Here is a 17,631-nt window from a genome sequence, read left to right as displayed (position 1 = left end):
GCGATCACGGCCGCCGTCACGAGCGGGAACTCTCGCCCTTTGGCAACCTTCTGCTTCTTCATGACTCCGCAGCGTAATAACTGCGGATGGTGGGTGTACAGACCGGCCCCGTGTCAGTTGCCGCGTCTGATTGCTTTCAGTTCTATGTTGTCACGGATTGATCGTCGCGGATTGGTTGTCACGGATTGCCGCGCCGACCTGGCGAGCTGTGCCCGGTCCGCCAGCCCGCCGAGCCGGCGGGCTGTGCGCAATCGGTGGACCGGTGGACCGGCGGGCTATGCGTGGTTGTCGGCCCGGCGGGTCGGTGGGGTGTGCGTGGACGCGCTCGCCTGGTCGCGGGGGCTGTCCTCCTCGTCCGCGGGCGTGATGACCTCGGCGGGCACGGGGGTGTTACGGATCTCCTCGATCTCCTCGGCCGACTCCACCGAGACCCTCGGCAGTATCCGGTCCAGCCAGGACGGCAGCCACCAGTTCGCCTTCCCGAACAGGTGCATGAGCGCGGGTACCAGCAGCGCCCGGACGATGAACGCGTCGATGAGGACGGCCACCGCGAGCCCGAGGCCGAACAGTTTGATCACCCGGTCGGCCCCGAGGATGAAGGACGCGAAGACCAGCGTCATGATCGCGCCAGCGGCGGTGATCACGCGGCCGGTCTCGGCCTGACCGAGGGAGACCGCGATCCGGTTGTCCCGGCGCACGAGCCACTCCTCGTGGATCCGGCTGACCAGGAACACCTCGTAGTCCATGGACAGCCCGAAGAGGATGGCGAAGAGCATCACGGGCAGGAAGGGTTCGATCGGGCCGCCCTTGACCCCGATGAGGCCCGCGAGCCATCCCCACTGGAAGATCGCGACGATCACCCCGAACGCCGAGCCGACCGCCAGCAGGTTCATCACCGACGCCGTCAGCGGTACGACGACACTGCGGAACACCGCCATCAGCAGCAGGAAGGCCAGCGCCACGACCACCCCCATGAACAGCGGGAGCTTGCTGGTCAGGACGTCGGAAAAGTCCTGGTAGGTCGCGGTCACGCCGCCGATCTTGATGTCCAGGGCGGTGCCCGCGGTCACCTGCGGGATGGTCGTCCCACGTAGCCGCTTGAGCAGCGCGGCGGTCCTGGCGTCCTGCGGGCTTGTGCTCGGGTACAGCGCCACGATCGCGGCCTGTCCGCTCGGGCTCGGCTGTGGCGGTGAGACGACGGCGACCCCCGGCTCGGCACGCAGTTCGGTGACCACCGTCTCCAGGGCCGTGAAGTCGGCGGGGGAGTGGATCTTCGTGACGAGGCTGAACGGCCCGTTGAACCCGGGCCCGARCCCGCTGACCAGAAGATCGTAGGCGCGCCGGGACGTCTTGGACTGCGAGCCGTTGCCCTCGTCGGCCGTGCCGAGCCGCAGCGAGAAGAACGGCAGCGCGGTGATCATGATCAGGGTGGCCGACAGCACGGCGTAGAGCACCGGGCGCCGTTCGATCCGGCGGGACGACCGCCACCAGAAACCGGACGGGTGTTCGGGTTCGGGGCCCATGTGTGCGAGCTTCACCCGCTCGGCCCGGCCGAGCACCTTCATCCCGTAGAAGCTCAGCAGCGCCGGGAGCAGCGTGACCGCGGTGGCCATGGTCAGCGAGACGGCAAGGGCCGCGGAGACCGCGACACCGTAGAGGAAGGTGACCCCGAGCGCGTACATGCCCAGCAGCGCGATGCAGACGGTGAGCCCGGCGAACAGGACGGCCCGCCCGGAGGTGTTGATGGCGGTGACGGCCGCCTCCTCGGGGGTCTTGCCCGCCCGCAGGCCGATACGGTGCCGGTTGACGATGAACAGCGCGTAGTCGATACCCACGCCCAGGCCGATGAGGGTCGCCAGCGTCGGCCCGAACTGGGCGACGGACATCACGTGGGACACCAGGCCGATGCCGGCCATCCCGACGCCGAGCGCGATGACCGCGGCGACCAGGGGCAGCGTCATCGCCAGCAGGGTTCCGAAGGCGATGAACAGGATGATCGCGGCGGCCACCACCCCGAGCAGCTCGCTGGTGTTCTGCTGCGGCTGTTCGACGATGGCGACCGCGGTCCCGCTCACCTCGACCTGCAGCGGCCCGCTGTCGGCCGCGCGGGCGGTATCGATGATCGCTTTGAGGTCGGAGCGGGGGATGTCGACGGCCTGGTCGTCCAGTGCGACCGTGGCGAAGGCGGTCCGGCCGTCCCGGGTGAACTGGCCGGCGCCCGCCGGGTCGTACGGGCTGATCACGGCGACCACGTGTGGCAGGCGTGCGACCCGCTCGAGCACGGGGACGACGTCGGCTTCGAGCAGCGGGTTGTAGAGGGTGCCCGTGCGGGCGTGCAGCACGATGCTCGCGGTCTCGCCGGCGGCGGCGGGGAACTCCCGTTCGAGCAGGTCGATCGCCTGCTGGGACTCGGTTCCGGGAAGTGAGAAGTTGTTCTTGTAGTCCGTGCCGGCAGCATATGCGGCCGTCCCGAAGCCAAGCAGGGCCGCGAACCACAGCAGCAGGACGATCCAGCGGTGACGGAAGCACCAACGCGCGAGCGATGCCACGGGTTTCCCCCCGGGTCTGGGCCGATGGACGGGTCAGTGTCAGCCCAGAACGCCGGTATCCCCGGGCGTTCTGGACGATCGGTCGATCGGGGTAGTCTACCGATCGGTCAGTAGGAGAGGATATTGTCAGGATGGCTACAGGTTTCCGCTCCGGACCTCCTGCTGAGAGGGGTGCATGGCGACGATGCCCGGTCGTGCGCCGCGTTCTCACGCTGCGGATACGCGTGACCGGATCCTTGCCGTCGCCGTCCAGCTGTTCAACGAACGAGGTTACGCAGGGACGTCAATCCGTGACATTGCACAGCGCCTTGGTATGACGAAAGCCGCTCTCTACTACCACTTCGCGTCCAAGGACATGATTCTGGACGCAGCGGTGCAGCCGTTCRTGGAGGCGTTCGGCCATGTGAGCGATCTCTCGCGCGTTGATCCACCGGTGTCGGCTCGGTCGATTATCGAGGGTCTGGTCGAGGCGATGGCCGGTCCGGGCGCGGTGCTGTCCGCCTTTGTCGACGACCCGTCGGTGATCCACCGACAGGTCGGCAAGGGGGACCTCGCCTCGCACCGGGACGCCATCGTGATCGCCCTGGCCGGGCCAGAACCCACTCCGTCACGTATCCTGCGGGCCCGCTGCGCGGTCGGCTGTGTGCAGGCGGGCATCCTCGGCACCGCGCTGGAGCGGCGGACGCTGGCCGCCGTGGGCGTCGACGCCGCCCGCGGCGGCCCGGGGGAGATCGGTGTCGATCAGCCGCTCGTTCCGGAGGACGTCCGGCGTGAGGTCGTCGAGGCCGCTCTCGACGCTCTCGGGCCCACCGGATAGGCCCTCGGCTCGGCTCGACGCCGGCAACGTCCCGTCCGGACCGTCCTTGGCTGTCTCCCGTCTGTTCCCACCGGGGATACCTGTCTTCCCACCGGGGAYACCTGTCTCACCGGGGATACCGGGGATACCGGGGATACCCGGGGCTGGGCCGCTGGCGGTGTGAAGAAAGAGCGCAATGCTGCTCCTGGTCAGCATTTGTTGACTTTGAGTAGTAGTCGTGAGGTGGTTGGGTATCCTGTTGATAATGCTCCGATCACGTTACGTGTTTTCGGTGGTGACTCTGGCGATCGCTGTCGGGGGTGCTGTCTGGCTGTGCGCGCCGCGGCTGTCGACCGCTCCGGTCCGGTCGCCGCCGTCGGCGGGGGGGCCGGCCACCGAACCCGCGGTGACCACCGGTGACCCCGCTGCCGACGGCCTGGCGCGGGCCGGAGCGGGCCCGGCGACCCGTCGGGTGCGGGTGGGGGCGGTGACCCTCACGGTCGAGGTTGCCGAGACGCCGGCCGCCCGTAGGCGTGGGCTCATGGACCGCACGTCGCTGCCGTCCGGAACCGGCATGTTGTTCGTCTTCGGCAGAGAGTCGACGGACGGTTTTTATATGTATCGGACCCTGATCCCGCTCTCGATCGTGTTCTCCCGGTACGGGCGGGTGGTGACGATCCAGGAGATGACGCCGTGTGGCGAAGAGAATCCGAACAGTTGTGAGATCTACCGAGCTGAGGCCGCTTACACGGAAGCGGTGGAGGCGCCAGGCGGCACCTTCAGCAATGCGGGGATACGTCCGGGTGATATGATTGAATTCTTCTAGTCACATCGGGGTCTATCGGGGCCTGATGACGGGCCGCGGCATGTCGGCAGTGAAAAATCCGTGTTCCGATGTCGTGTACCGAATGTGATGGGTGTCATCGGTCGACAATCAAATTTTGGGTGAATGTTGACCGAATGTCATGTAGTGCTTGCGGTGTGGATCCATCGTTGCCGTGATGGGTCCGACAAGGCTTTCGGGGCCGTGTCGTCCACCTGACGATGGACGTTCCGGCCGTGGGGCGATGAAATAGGGCTGGGCCGTACGTGGGGCCGACCGTTTGTCGTCAGCGCTGGCGACACCCAGGTTCCGAGGGCCTGACCGCGACCGTCTCCCACCCGGGAGGAGGCGACCACCGCGCGACCGGAGGGTTTTGTTGTGTATACACCGGCCCGTCCCACGGTTCCGGACAGCCGCCTGCACGTCGTCGCCGAGCAGTCCCGCTTCGCGGGCAGCCGGGGATGGCCGCCCAGGACAGCGCTTGTCACCGGCGCGAGCAGCGGAATTGGTAGAGAGGCGGCGCTGCTGCTCGGCGAGATGAACTGCAAGGTCCTGCTGGTCGGCCGCAATGGTGTCGCGCTCGACGAGGTTGCCGCCTCCACGTCCGGTCACCGGATCGCGGTGGACCTGTCGGTCCCGGGCGCCGAGGCCACGGTGGCCTCCCGCAGCGAGGATCTTCTCGGCGATCTCGATCTGCTGGTGTGCGCGGCCGGTCTTGGTTCGGCCGGCCCGTTCGACCAGCTTTCCCACGAGGCCCTTGCCGAGCTCGTGGCGGTCAACGTGCTCTCGCCGATGGCGCTCGTCCGCGCCGTGCTCCCGGCCATGCTTGAGCGTGGGCACGGGCGCATCCTGCTGGTCGGCAGCGTCGCCGGAGCGTTGGGGGTACGTGGTGAGGTCGCCTACTCGGCGACCAAGGCCGCGCTGGTCGGGTTCGCCGACGCCCTGCGTTCCGAGGTTGCCGGTCGTGGTGTTACGGTCACTTTGTGTTTTCCAGGGGTCGTTGACACCGCTTTCTTCCGCCGTCGTGGAGCGCCGTACGTGCGCAGGTGGCCACGTCTGCAACCGGCTCGCCTTGTCGCCGAGCGCATGCTGCTCGCGACCGGGCGGGGACAGGCCGAGATCTGGGTACCGCGCTGGTTGTCGCTTGCCGCCCGGGTCCACGGGGTGACGCCTACGCTCTACCGGCGGTTGGCGGGAATCTTCGGTTAGAAGCACTCGGGACGACGGGGAGGCCGGCCCGGACCGCCGGTGATGCATCGCGCGACGGAGGAGACGGACGCCGTGCCCGGCTGCGGCACGGTCATGGCCGGCGGCCTCCTGTTCGACCATGTCGCGGCAGTGGTGGCCACCGGTGGGGGAGGGCGCTCGCGGCACGTCCCGCGGCATGGCGGTGTCCCTCGTGGATGTGAGGGTCCGCACAGTACCCGGACAGGCGGTAACGGGGTCATATCGGTTGGATCGGGGAATCATGTGGGGCACGCGCTGAAAAAGGGCGTGCCGCATATCGGATGGCCGGCCGGAGGTGGYACGGCCATGGTTTTTCGCGCTCGGGGTCCCGGGAGCCGATCCGGGAGGCCTTCGGTCCCCGGGCCACCGGAGGGCCGACGGCGGCGGCGTCGTGCCTGTCGCGCGTCGCCGGAGGTCTTCACAGCCTCCGGGGTACCAGGGGGGACCGTGAGGGTGAAGGTTGCATGATCATTATTGCTTCGTGCGGCCGGAGGCTCAGGAATTTGGAGAGCAGACCTGTTCAGGCGCGCCGCCGGATCGTTCCCGCGGCGCGTGTCAGGCCCAACCGCTGACGAGGGGGAGGCGCATGACCACAAGCGACGCAAAGGTCGGCTCGCCGCCAGGCGGGCCGACGGGCGGGCGGGCGGGAACTCCCGGTGCGCCGCTGCCCGGGGACGCCCTCACGTCCTCACCCCAGGATGTGTTGCGGGCGGCTTCCGCCGAGAACTTCCCGGTGTCTCCGCTGATCCTGCCGGCCCGGCAGCGGCAGCACCTGTTCGCCATCTACGGATTCGCCCGCCTCGTCGACGACATCGGTGACGAGGCGAGCGGCGACCGGCTCGCGCTGCTCGACGCGCTGGAAGCCGATCTTGACCGGATCTGGGGCGGGACGCCCACACTCCCGGTCATCCAGGCGCTGGCACCGACCGTCCGGGAATGCGGTCTGGCGCCGGAGCCGTTCCGCCGGCTCGTCGCGGCCAACCGGCAGGACCAGCTGGTCACCCGCTACGACACCTTCGATGACCTGCTGCGTTACTGCACCCTGTCCGCCGATCCGGTGGGACACATGGTGCTCGGTGTCTTCGGCGTCAGCACCCCCGACCGGGTCGAGCTGTCGAACCGGGTCTGCACGGCGCTGCAGATCGTCGAGCATGTGCAGGACGTGGCCGAGGACTATGCCGCCGGCCGGATCTACCTGCCCCGGGAGGACCTCGACAGCTTCGGGGTGCACGAGCGAGACCTCGCGCACCCCAGCGCTGGCCCGGCGGTACGGGAGCTGATCGCCTTCCAGGTGCTGCGCGCCCGCCGGATCCTCGACGAGGGCACGCCGCTGGTGGGCCTGGTCGAGGGCCGGCTACGGCTGGTCCTGGCCGGGTTCGTCGGCGGTGGCCGCGCGGCGCTGGACGCGGTCGAACGGGCCGGGTGCGACGTCCTCGGCGGCGCCCCGACCGCGCCGAAGCCACGGATCGTTCGCTACGCCCTGGCGGTGGCGCTGACCTCGCTCACCCCGTCCGCCCGGCGGGCGGCCCGTTCGGCGCGCGTCGTGCTGCCGCCGCTGGTCACCGGCGGTGGGATCATCAACAGGCCCGCCGCGGGTGGAGGTGGCGAATGACCTCCGACGGTCGTTTCCGGTCGCCGACGGTAGAGGAAGCATACGCGTCCTGTGAGGCGCTGACCCGTGAGGCCGCGCGCAACTTCGCCTACGGCATCCGGCTGCTGCCGGTCGACAAACGGGCGGCGCTGTCCGCGGTGTACGCCTTCGCCCGCCGGCTCGACGACATCGGCGACGGTGACCTGCCCCTCGAGGAGAAGGCCATCCGCCTGGCCGCGGCCCGGACGGACATCACAGGGCTCGGCGCGGCCAGCTCCGACCCGGTTCTGATAGCTCTGGATGACGCCTGCCGGCGCTTCCCCATCCCGGTGGACGCCTTCTGCGAACTGATCGACGGCGTCGAGATGGATCTGCGTGGGGTCACCTACGAGTCCTTCGACGACCTCGTCGAGTACTGCCGACGGGTGGCCGGCACCATCGGGCGTCTGTCGCTGGGGATCTTCGGCACGCAGGCGGCGCACGCGGACGCGAGGGCCGCCACGGTCGCCGACGAGCTCGGGATCGCCCTACAACAGACCAACATTCTCCGAGACGTCCGGGAGGACCTGATTACCGGCCGGATCTATCTGCCCCGGGCCGAACTGGAAAAGGCCGGGATCACCCTTGCCCTCGGCCCGGACGGCCGGCTCGGCGGTCCCGAGGACGCACTCGTCGAATACCTCCGGGAGTGCGCGCAGCGGGCCGACGAATGGTACGGGCGCGGTCTGAAACTGCTGACCATGCTCGACCGGCGCAGCGCCGCGTGCTGCGGGGCGATGGCCGGGATCTACCTGCGGCTCAACCGCCGGATCAGGACCGACCCCACCCCCGTCCTGCAGCAACGGCTGTCGCTGCCGGGCTGGGAGAAGGCGGTGGTGGCCGCGCGCAGCCTGGCCGGGCGCCCGGAGGTGTCGGCCGCATGAGCGTGGATACCGGGACGCCGTCGGACGCGCCGCCATCGAAACAGGCATCACGACAGGCACAGTCTGTTGTGACACAGCCCGCCGCGCCGCCGCCGGGGCCGGGCGGCCACCGGATGGTCGTCGTCGGTGGTGGGCTTGCCGGCCTGTCGGCCGCGCTGACCGCCGCGGACATCGGCGCGGACGTGACCGTGCTGGAGGCACGGCCGCGGCTGGGCGGTGCCACCGCCTCGTTCGCCAGGGACGGGCTGTGGGTCGACACCGGCCAGCACGTCTTCATGCGCTGCTGCACCGCCTACCGCGGGTTCCTCCGCCGGCTCGGCGTCGAGCACCTGACCACCCTCCAGCAGCGGCTGGACGTCCCGGTGCTGCTCGCCGACTCCGGTACGAACGCCCGGCTGCGGCGTACCCGCATCCCCTGGCCGGCGCCGCTGCACCTGACCCCGGCGCTGCTGGGATACCGCGCGTTCCCGCTCGGCCAGCGGCTGCGGGCCGCGCTCGCCGCCTACCAGCTGGGCCGGCTCGACCCGAGCCGGCCCGAGGTGGACGGTGTCTCGTTCGGCAGCTGGCTGGCCCGCCGGGGCCAGTCACCGGCCACGATCGAGGCGTTGTGGGAACTGCTGACCGTCGCCACCCTCAACGCCCCCGCGGACGCGGCCTCCCTCGGGCTCGCCGCCAAGGTCGTGCGCACCGGCCTGCTGGAGCGGGCCGACGCCGGGGACATCGGCTGGGCGGAGGTGCCCCTCCAGCGGCTGCACGGGGATGCGGCGGCCTCGGAGCTCGCCGACGTCGGCGCGGACGTGCGGACCAGCGTGAAGGTCCGCACGATCGACCGGACGGCGACCGGGTGGCGAGTGGTCACCGACAGCGGCACGCTCGACGCCGACTCGGTGGTGCTCGCCGTGCCGCCGCCGGCGGCGGCAGCCCTGCTGCCCGAGGGCGCGGTGGCGGACCCGAAACGATTCGTCGACCTCGGCTCGTCACCGATCGTCAACGTGCATATGATCTACGATCGGCCGGTGCTGCAGGGGCCCTTCCTGGCCGTGGTGGGGTCCCCCGTCCAGTGGGTCTTCGACCGGACCGCCTCCAGCGGGATCGTCGAGTCGGTGGCCGATCACCCCGAGCGTGCGGGTGCGCAGTACCTGGCGATCTCCCTGTCGGCCGCGGACGACTGGATCGACCGGCCCGCCGGTGAGATCCGTGACATTTTCGTCGAGGAGATGCGTCGGCTGCTGCCCGCCGCGCGGGACGCCGAGGCGATCGAGGTGTTCGTCACCCGGGAACGCACCGCGACGTTCCGGCAGGCCCCCGGCACCCGGGCGCTGCGTCCCGGCGCGGCCACCGAACTGCCCGGGCTCGCGGTGGCCGGTGCGTGGACCGACACGGACTGGCCCGCGACCATGGAGGGCGCGGTGCGCAGCGGGCTGGCCGCGGCAAAGGTGGCGCTCGGTGGCTGGCGCCCCAGGCCGCCGTCACCCGGCCCGGCCCGCCGGTTGCTGCCCGTGGTCGTGACATCCGGTGGTGCTCCTGCGCAGTTGGGAGGATGCGGGTCGTCGCCGGCCAGCCCGTGTAAAACGTCACAATCGTCCCGGACGCCGGAGACCAAGGTCCCTGGCGAGAGACCGTCGTCTTCTAGCCCACCGGGATCATCGGCTCCCGGGCCGACGGGCGCACCGAGCGCCCCGCCGCCGTCGGCGGCATCCCCACAGCCGAGTCCACCGTCGACCCCACCGACTCCGCCCAGTTCGCCGGCTCCGCCCGCCTCGCCGGCTCCGCCGGCCCCGCCGGTGCCGCCTACTTCGCTGGCACCGCCGGCCCTGCCCAGCGAGCAGGCTCCGTCCACCGAGCAGGCTCTGCCCACTGAGCAGGCTCCGCTACCCGCGCCGACGTCGGCGCCGACATCCGCGGCGGCCTCGACCGCGGCTCCAGGCGCGACTCCGAACGCAACATCGATATCGACAGCGTCACCGACAGGGGGATTCCCGGCATGACCACGTTGGTTCCCGAAGCGATCGAGCGGGGCCGGACTCTGGCAGTGCCGGCGCTACGCGCCGCTGTCGACCGGCTCCATCCCCGGCTGCGCCGGGTGGTCGCCTACCACCGCGGCTGGACCGACGCGGAGGGCACGCCGCTGCCGGGCGGCGGCGGAAAGCTGGTACGTCCGGCACTGGCACTGCTGTCCGCGGAGGCGGCCGGTGCCGCGGTCGAGGTCGGGCTGCCCGGCGCGGTCGCGGTCGAACTCGTCCACGACTTCTCCCTGCTGCACGACGACCTCATGGACGGCGACACCGAGCGCCGCCACCGGCCCACCGCCTGGACCGTCTTCGGCGCCGACGGCGCGATCCTCGCCGGTGACGCCCTGCTGGGGCTGGCGACCCAGGTGCTGCTGGAGGTCGAGGGAGAGCCGGGCCGCCGCGCCGCGATCATGCTCGGCGCCGGCGTGCAGGACCTCGTCCGYGGCCAGGCCGAGGACCTGTACTTCGAGACCCGCAACGACGTCACCGTCGCCGACACTCTGACGATGGAGGACGGCAAGACCGGCGCGCTGCTGTCCTGCTCGGCCGCGATCGGCGCGGTGCTCGCGGGCGGGCGGACGGAGCTCGTCGACGGCCTCGCCGAGTTCGGCTCCCGGCTGGGGACGGCCTTCCAGCTCGTGGACGACCTGCTCGGCATCTGGGGCGACCCGGCGGTGACCGGCAAGCCCGTGCTGTCGGACCTGCGCTCACGCAAGAAGTCCGTCCCGGTCGTGGTGGCGCTGGACGCCGGTGGCGCCGACGCCGACGAACTGCGCACCTTCCTCGCGTCCTCGGGAGATGCTTCCGAGAGCGAGCTGCACCACATCGCACGGCTGGTGGAACGCGCCGGCGGGCGGGAGTGGACCACGGCCGAGGCCGACCGCCAGCTCGACGAGTGCGCCAAGCTGATCGCGTCGCTGTCCCTGCCGCCGCTGGTGGAAACCGAACTGCTTGCCCTGGCCCGCTTCGTCACCGAACGGGATCGGTGACGAAGCCGTGACACCGCTGTTCGTACCGCACCGGGACCCACATGTGGACGGGAGCTGCCGATGAGTTCGACCACCGACTACGAAGTCTCCCGCGAAACCTTTTCCGACACGGTGGCGGCAGCCGCCGTCCGGGCCCGCGACCACCTGCTGGGGCTGCAGTCCGATCAGGGCTGGTGGAAGGGCGAGCTTGAGACCAACGTCACCATGGATGCCGAGGACCTTCTGCTCCGGCAGTTCCTCGGCATTCTCACCCCGCAGGAGGCCGAGGAGACCGCCCGCTGGATCCGCTCGCAGCAGAGCGAGGACGGCACCTGGGCCACCTTCTTCGGCGGCCCGCCCGACCTGAACGCCACCTTCGAGGCGTACGTGGCACTGCGCCTGGYCGGCGACAGCCCGGACGCACCGCACATGCGGTCCGCGGCCGAGTTCGTCCGGGCGAACGGCGGCATCGCCCGCACCCGGGTCTTCACCCGGATCTGGATGGCGCTGTTCGGTGAATGGTCCTGGGACGACCTGCCGGTGATGCCGCCCGAGCTGGTGCTGCTGCCGTCGTGGTTCCCGCTCAACCCGTATGACTTCGCCTGCTGGGCCCGGCAGTCGATCGTGCCGCTGACGATCGTCGGGACGTTGCGGCCGAAGCGCTCCCTCGGCTTCAGGATCGACGAACTCAAGGTCGACCTCCCGCCGAAGCCGCTGGCGCCGCTGCGGTCCTGGCCGGGCGCGTTCGAGCGCCTGGACGCGCTGCTGCACCGCTACGAGCGCCGCCCGCTGAAGCTGCTCCGCCGGCATGCGCTGCGCCGGGCCGCCGAATGGATAGTCGCCCGCCAGGAGGCCGACGGCTGCTGGGGCGGCATCCAGCCGCCCTGGGTGTACTCGATCATGGCGTTGACGCTGCTGGGCTACCCCATGAACCATCCTGTGATCGTTGCCGGCCTGCGGGGGCTGGAGCGTTTCACCGTCCGCGAGCGGACGCCTGCCGGGATGGTCCGCCGGCTGGAGGCCTGCCAGTCCCCGGTGTGGGACACCGCGCTCGCCGTCGTCGCCCTGCGTGACGCCGGTCTGGCCGCCGACCACCCGGCCGTGGTGCGTGCCGCCCGGTGGCTCGCGGACGAGGAGGTCACCGTGGCCGGTGACTGGGCGGTCCGACGCCCGGCGCTGGCGCCCGGCGGGTGGGCCTTCGAGTTCGACAACGACCTGTACCCGGACGTCGACGACACCGCCGAGGTGGTGCTCGCCATCGAACGCATCCTCGGCCCGGGGTATGGGCGGGACGCGGCCGGCCCGCCGCACGCGCCGGGCGAGTTCGAGGCGGCCGAGCCCCAGCTCGCGGACCGGCTGCGGGCCGCGGGGCACCGCGGGGTCGACTGGGCCATCGGGATGCGCTCCGCGGGCGGGGCGTGGGGGGCCTTCGACGCGGACAACACCCGGACGCTCCCCACGAAGCTGCCCTTCTGCGACTTCGGCGAGGTGATCGACCCGCCGTCCGCGGACGTCACCGCGCACATCGTGGAAATGCTCGCCGAGGTCGGCCAGGCCAACAGCCCGATCACCGAACGTGCGGTCCAGTGGCTGCTGGACAACCAGGAACCGGGCGGGTCGTGGTTCGGCCGTTGGGGGGTCAACCACATCTACGGCACCGGCGCGGTCGTCCCGGCACTGATCGTCGCCGGCGTCCCGGCCGACCATCCGTCGATCGTCCGGGCGTCGCGCTGGCTGGTCGAGCACCAGAGACCCGACGGCGCGTGGGGCGAGGACCTGCGCTCCTACACCGACGACGCGTGGATCGGCCGGGGTGAGGCGACCGCGTCGCAGACGGCGTGGGCGCTGTTGGCGCTGCTCGCCGCCGACCCGGCATCCTCGGCCGTCGAACGTGGGGTGCGCTGGCTGGTCGACACACAGCGCCCGGACGGGACCTGGGACGAGCCCTACTACACCGGCACCGGTTTTCCCGGTGACTTTTCGATCAACTACCACCTGTATCGGCTGGTCTTCCCACTGACCGCGCTCGGCCGATACCTGAGCGGCAGGTCCGCATCATGACCTTCTCGGCACCGGAGACATCGAGGACGTCGGTTCCCGCCGAAGCCCCCACGGCGCCGACGCGAGCATCCGCGGGACCGGCCGCACCGGTACCGGCACCCGCGGCACCGGCCGCGCCGGTCGTACCCGCACCCGTCGTACCCGCACCGGCCGTACCGGCGCCATCCGCACCGGCGCACGTACCGACGGCGGCGTCAGGGCCGGCGGCGGCACCGACAGCGCCTTCCGTACGGAAGGCGCTACCACTGGTGGCGACGCCGCCGGTGTCGGCGGCAGACGTGCCGACGCAGACCCCGGCGGTACCGGCATCCGAAGGCCTTCCGGCCGGGTCGGCCGGGGCCGGGGCTCTCGGCGTACCCGCGCCGGGCCGCCCACCCCTTCCGCGGCGGCGCCCGCGCCTGGTGGTGGCCGCGCCGCTGCGGCTGGAGGCATGGGCCGCAGCCCGCTCGGGTCTGCCCGCGGGCACGATTCTCGTCCGCACGGGTATGGGGCCGGAGCACGCCAGCCGCTCCACCCGCATCATCCGGGAGGCGCGAGCCGACGCCGTCGCCCTGGTCGGTCTCGGCGGCGGCCTCGGCCCGGGGGTGAAACCCGGGGACGTGGTGGTGGCCGACGAGGTCCGTACCGCCGACGGCTCGGTCAGCGCCCGCTGCCTGTCCGCGCCCCTGCTCGCCGGCGAACTGCGGCGGGCCGGGCTGACCGTGCACGTCGGCCCGGTGGTGTCGGTGCCACGGCTTGCGGTCGGCACCGCTCGCACCGAGCTTGCGGCCACCGGCGCGATCGCCGTGGACATGGAGTCGGCCCAGGTCGCCCCAGGCGCGAACGGGGTGCCGCTGGCCATCATCCGCGTCATCGTCGACACCGCCGAGCAGCCGTTGGGACGTCTCGACCTGGCCCGCCGGGGGATCGCCGGGCTGCGGACGATGATGACCTTCGGGCCGGTGCTCGAACGGTGGGCAGCGGCCGTCGGGCCACGGCAGGTGCTGCTCGCCGAGCCCCGGGCGTTCTGCGCCGGGGTCGAACGGGCGATCGAGGTGGTCGAGCGTGCCCTGGAACTGCACGGCGCGCCCGTCTACGTCCGCAAACAGATCGTCCACAACAGCCACGTGGTTGCCGATCTTGCCAGCCGCGGTGCGGTCTTCGTCGAGGAGCTCGACGAGGTGCCGCCCGGGGCGACCGTGGTCTTCTCCGCGCACGGGGTCGCCCCCGCCGTGTGGGACCAGGCCGGTGACCGCAACCTGTCGGTGATCGACGCGACCTGTCCGCTCGTGGAGAAGGTGCACGCGGAGGCCCGCCGGTTCACCGCGCGGGGGGACACCGTCCTGCTCATCGGCCATGCCGGGCACGAGGAGGTGGACGGGACCCTCGGGGAGGCACCAGGGAAGATCAAGCTGGTGGAGTCGCCCGCCGACGTCGCCCACCTGGAGGTCGACGACCCGCAGCGGGTGACCTACCTGATGCAGACGACGCTTGCCGTGGACGAGGCGGAGGAGGTTGTCGACGCGCTGCGCGACCGCTTCCCGGCCGTGATCGGCCCCGGGTCCGCGGACATCTGCTACGCGACGTCGAACCGGCAGAACGCGATCCGGCGGGTGGCTGTCGAGGCCGACGTGGTTCTCGTCGTCGGGTCGCAGAACAGCGCCAACTCGCGTCGGCTCGTCGACGTGACCGAGCGTGAGGGTGTGCCCGCCTATCTCGTCGGGGACGTCGGCGAGGTGGAGATGAGCTGGCTGGCCGGCGCGGACACCATCGGCATCTCCGCGGGCGCCTCCGCGCCTCCCACCCTGGTCGACGAACTGACCCAGGCGTTGTCGGGCCTGGGCCACACCACCGTCGGAGTGCGTTCGGTGGGGGCCGAGACGATTTCCTTCCACCTCCCCAAGGAGCTGCGCCGCCCGGCCCGGTGAGGGCGGCCGGGTAGCTGGTCCGCTGGCCACCCTCTGCTGTTTCCCGCCCCTGGTTCCCGTGGCGTATCGATTCCCCGGTCGGTTTCGGTCGGGGAATCGGCGTTTCTCCGACGCGGTGAGGCCCGTGGTAGTTGACATAGAAATAGTTGATGGAGAAATGGTTGACGTAGTTGAAACGGCGTGTTCAGCTACGGGGAGTCACATTCTTTGTCTTTGGCGCAGCTTTGTGAGTATGCGGTGAAAAGCACAGGATGTGACTTCTGCTACGGTCCACCGGATGCGCCAGATGTCGACCAGCGGGGTTCTCGCGGACCCGTCGTCGTCGCACCGCAACCTCGGCTCTCTCGACTCCCCTGGCTCCCCCGGTGACCTCGAGACCCTGGCGGACGTCGGGACGGCCACCGGTCGTACTCCGGGAGCCCGTGGCCCGCTGCGACGGCTGCTGGGCGGACGGCGTGACCCGGGCCGACAGCCGGGCCCGGGCTGGCGGCAGCGCCTGGGCGGGTGGCGGAGCTTGGGCAGGTGGCAGCGCCTGGGCCGGCGATGGCGGCCGTCCCGGGCCGGCCTCGCGCTCGCCGGCCTTGCCGCGCTGTCCTTTGTGACGAGCATGCTGCTGCAGAGCACGCTGTTCCGTCACGGCTCGGGTGACGCGGACGAGGCCGCCTATGTCATGCAGGCCAGGATGTTGCTGCACGGGCAGCTCACCCTTGACCAGAACCTGGCGGAGCCGTTCTTCCGCCCCTGGCTGACCGGCGTCCACGACGGGCGGGTGTTCACCAAGTACCTGCCGGGCTGGCCCGCGATGCTGGCCGCCTCCCAACTGCTGTTCGGGACGATGATCGTCGCTCCGGCGCTGGTGGCGGCGGTCTGGGTGATCGGGGTGTACCGCCTTGCCCGGGAGCTGTTCGACGATGTGGCCACCGCCCTCCTCGCCGCCGCGTTCCTGGCGTTCTCCCCGCTGGTGGTCGTGCACACGGCGCTGCCGATGGCGTACGCGTTCACCGCGGCGGCCCTGACGATCGCGATCGCCGAGGTGGCGCGCGGCACCCGCACGGGTTCGCGCCTGTCGCTGCTGGCCGGCGGCGTGGCGCTCGGCCTCGCGGCGACGGCCCGCCCGTTCGACGCCCTGCTGGTGACGCTGGTCTGTGCGCTCATCGTGACAGCACGTTGCGTCACCGGCGTACCTTCCGTCGGTGCCCTTCTCACCGAGGGCCTTCCCGCCGGTGCCCTTCTCACCGGCGGCCTTTTCGCCGGTGGTCTTCTCAGCGGTGGGCTTTCCGCTGGCGGGCGGCTGCTGGCGGGCCGCCGGCGGCGGCTGTCACCGCGTGCCCTGCTGCGCCACACCTGGTGGATCGGGCTCGGGGCGCTGCCGTTCGCCGTGGCCGTGGCCGCCTTCTGCCGACATGTCACCGGATCGGTGCTGCTGCTGCCGCTGGCCGCCGCCGACCCGCTGGATCGTTTCGGTTTTGGTGAGCGCCGGATCCTGCCGTCCGAACCGTCGTTCCTCTTCACCCGCCGGCTCGCGCTGCAGGCGTGGGAGGAGACCGTCGCCGCCGCGCCCGGCTGGCTCTTCGGCGGCCGGGCGCTGGTCGTGCTCGCGATAGTCGGCCTGCTGGTGGCGGAGCGCCGTCGCGCCCGGCTGCTGCTCGCCGCCAACGTGCTGCTGGTCTTTGTCGCGTATTTCTTCTGGTGGGGCAGTGCCATGGCGATGCCGAGCCTGCGCGACGGCATCGGCCCGCATTACCACATGGCGGCGCTGACACCCGTCGTCGTCCTCGCCGCCTCCGGGGCGTGCTGGCTGTGGCGCCGCCTGCCCGGCCGCTTCCTCCCACGGCCGGCCCGTGGCCTGCCGGCCCGCGCGCTGGTGGCCGGCGGCTGCCTGCTGGCGCTGGCGGCTGTGACCGTGCCCGCCATCCCCGGCAAGGTCCGGGTCCAGCAGTATGTGAACACGGTGGACGAGCATGTGCTCGGCCTCGTCCCCGACGATCTCGGCGGGCCTGCGGTGGTGATCGTCGCCCCGCCGCTCCCGAGCTGGTACACCCAGGTTCCCTACCATCTCCTGCGCAACAGCCCGGACCTGTCGGACGAGGTGCTGTACGCCGCGGACATCGGCCCGGCCATCGTGGGGCTCGCCGCACGGATGCCGGAGCGTCGGCTGTACCGGCTGYGCCCGGACGAACTGCCGGCCGCGGACGGGCTGCCAACCGCGGACGGGCCCGGCAGCCCGCGAGGCTCGTTCGTCGAGCTGCGCACGGTCACCGGTAGGACGATCAACGTCCGGGTGTCGGTGACTGTCCCCGCCGGCCATCCCTACGCGCAGCTCTACCTGCGTCTCGGCGACCGGGCGCAGACCTACCCGCTCGCCACCGGCACGGACGCCTCCGGCGCGACACGCACGGTGACCTGGACACTGGACGGACGCTCCGACTCCAGCCTGGGCGGGCTGCCGCGGCCCGGGGCGGGCGGGTCCGCCGMCGACACGGACCCTGCCGAGGTGGGCCCTGTTGAGGTGGGCCCTGCCGCGGAGTTGGTTGTGGGGCTGGTCGCGGGCGGCACGCCCGATCTGGCTGGGCCGTGGCGGTGGGAGGAACGCATCCCCCTGCAACGACGATCCGACGGTTCCCTGGTCCTRCTGGCTCCCGGCGCGGGCTTCCGGCAGACGCCGGAACTCCCCGCGGACGCCTGGGAGCAGGTCGCTCTGACCGGCACGCTCGATGTCGCCCTTGAGCCGATACCGCTCCCGGAACCGGCGAACCGATGACGGGTGCCTGGTA

11 protein-coding genes are annotated in these 17,631 nt (G+C 71.2%); 10 read left to right on the top strand and 1 reads right to left on the bottom strand.

Features of this window, described 5'->3' with window-relative positions:
• Positions 1 to 275: 275 nt before the first annotated feature.
• Complete coding sequence (locus tag BL254_RS17455; protein WP_076844102.1) at positions 276 to 2,549, bottom strand: MMPL family transporter; 2,274 nt, start codon at positions 2,547 to 2,549, stop codon at positions 276 to 278.
• A gap of 175 nt (positions 2,550 to 2,724) precedes the next feature.
• Here BL254_RS17455 and BL254_RS17450 point away from each other — a divergent pair, with 175 nt between their 5' ends.
• From BL254_RS17450 to BL254_RS27825, 10 genes are all read left to right on the top strand, one after another.
• A complete protein-coding gene (locus BL254_RS17450; RefSeq protein ID WP_371390830.1) occupies positions 2,725 to 3,366 on the top strand; it encodes a TetR/AcrR family transcriptional regulator in 642 nt (213 codons plus the stop codon).
• 385 nt (positions 3,367 to 3,751) lie between these two features.
• Positions 3,752 to 4,171: a DUF192 domain-containing protein gene (locus BL254_RS27250; RefSeq protein ID WP_217699309.1), complete on the top strand. Its 420-nt coding sequence runs from the start codon at positions 3,752 to 3,754 to the stop codon at positions 4,169 to 4,171.
• Positions 4,172 to 4,546: 375 nt separating this feature from the next.
• Complete coding sequence (locus tag BL254_RS17440) at positions 4,547 to 5,377, top strand: SDR family oxidoreductase (RefSeq protein ID WP_047222573.1); 831 nt, start codon at positions 4,547 to 4,549, stop codon at positions 5,375 to 5,377.
• Positions 5,378 to 5,981: 604 nt separating this feature from the next.
• Positions 5,982 to 7,007 (top strand): squalene synthase HpnC, encoded by a 1,026-nt coding sequence (gene hpnC, locus BL254_RS17435; RefSeq protein WP_076844100.1) that lies wholly within the window; start codon positions 5,982 to 5,984, stop codon positions 7,005 to 7,007.
• Positions 7,004 to 7,909, top strand: a complete 906-nt coding sequence (hpnD, locus tag BL254_RS17430) for a presqualene diphosphate synthase HpnD (protein ID WP_047222575.1) — start codon at positions 7,004 to 7,006, stop codon at positions 7,907 to 7,909. Before hpnC ends, hpnD begins: the two co-directional genes overlap by 4 nt.
• 113 nt (positions 7,910 to 8,022) lie before the next feature.
• The gene (gene hpnE, locus BL254_RS17425) at positions 8,023 to 9,897 is read left to right on the top strand and encodes a hydroxysqualene dehydroxylase HpnE (RefSeq protein WP_083731172.1); all 1,875 of its coding nucleotides are present in this window, start codon (positions 8,023 to 8,025) and stop codon (positions 9,895 to 9,897) included.
• Complete coding sequence (locus BL254_RS17420; RefSeq protein WP_013872643.1) at positions 9,894 to 10,910, top strand: polyprenyl synthetase family protein; 1,017 nt, start codon at positions 9,894 to 9,896, stop codon at positions 10,908 to 10,910. The genes hpnE and BL254_RS17420 overlap by 4 nt, the downstream gene beginning before the upstream one ends.
• Positions 10,911 to 10,970: 60 nt before the next feature.
• Positions 10,971 to 12,950 (top strand): prenyltransferase/squalene oxidase repeat-containing protein, encoded by a 1,980-nt coding sequence (locus BL254_RS17415; protein ID WP_076844098.1) that lies wholly within the window; start codon positions 10,971 to 10,973, stop codon positions 12,948 to 12,950.
• Complete coding sequence (gene ispH / locus BL254_RS17410; RefSeq protein ID WP_371390826.1) at positions 12,947 to 14,857, top strand: 4-hydroxy-3-methylbut-2-enyl diphosphate reductase; 1,911 nt, start codon at positions 12,947 to 12,949, stop codon at positions 14,855 to 14,857. Before BL254_RS17415 ends, ispH begins: the two co-directional genes overlap by 4 nt.
• 253 nt (positions 14,858 to 15,110) lie before the next feature.
• A complete protein-coding gene (locus BL254_RS27825; protein ID WP_254858254.1) occupies positions 15,111 to 17,618 on the top strand; it encodes a glycosyltransferase family 39 protein in 2,508 nt (835 codons plus the stop codon).
• Positions 17,619 to 17,631 lie beyond the last annotated feature (13 nt).

The organism is Protofrankia sp. BMG5.30 (genome assembly GCF_001983005.1).
Taxonomy (GTDB): Bacteria; Actinomycetota; Actinomycetes; order Frankiales; family Frankiaceae; genus Protofrankia; species Protofrankia coriariae.
This window is presented reverse-complemented; position numbering and strand designations above follow the sequence as displayed.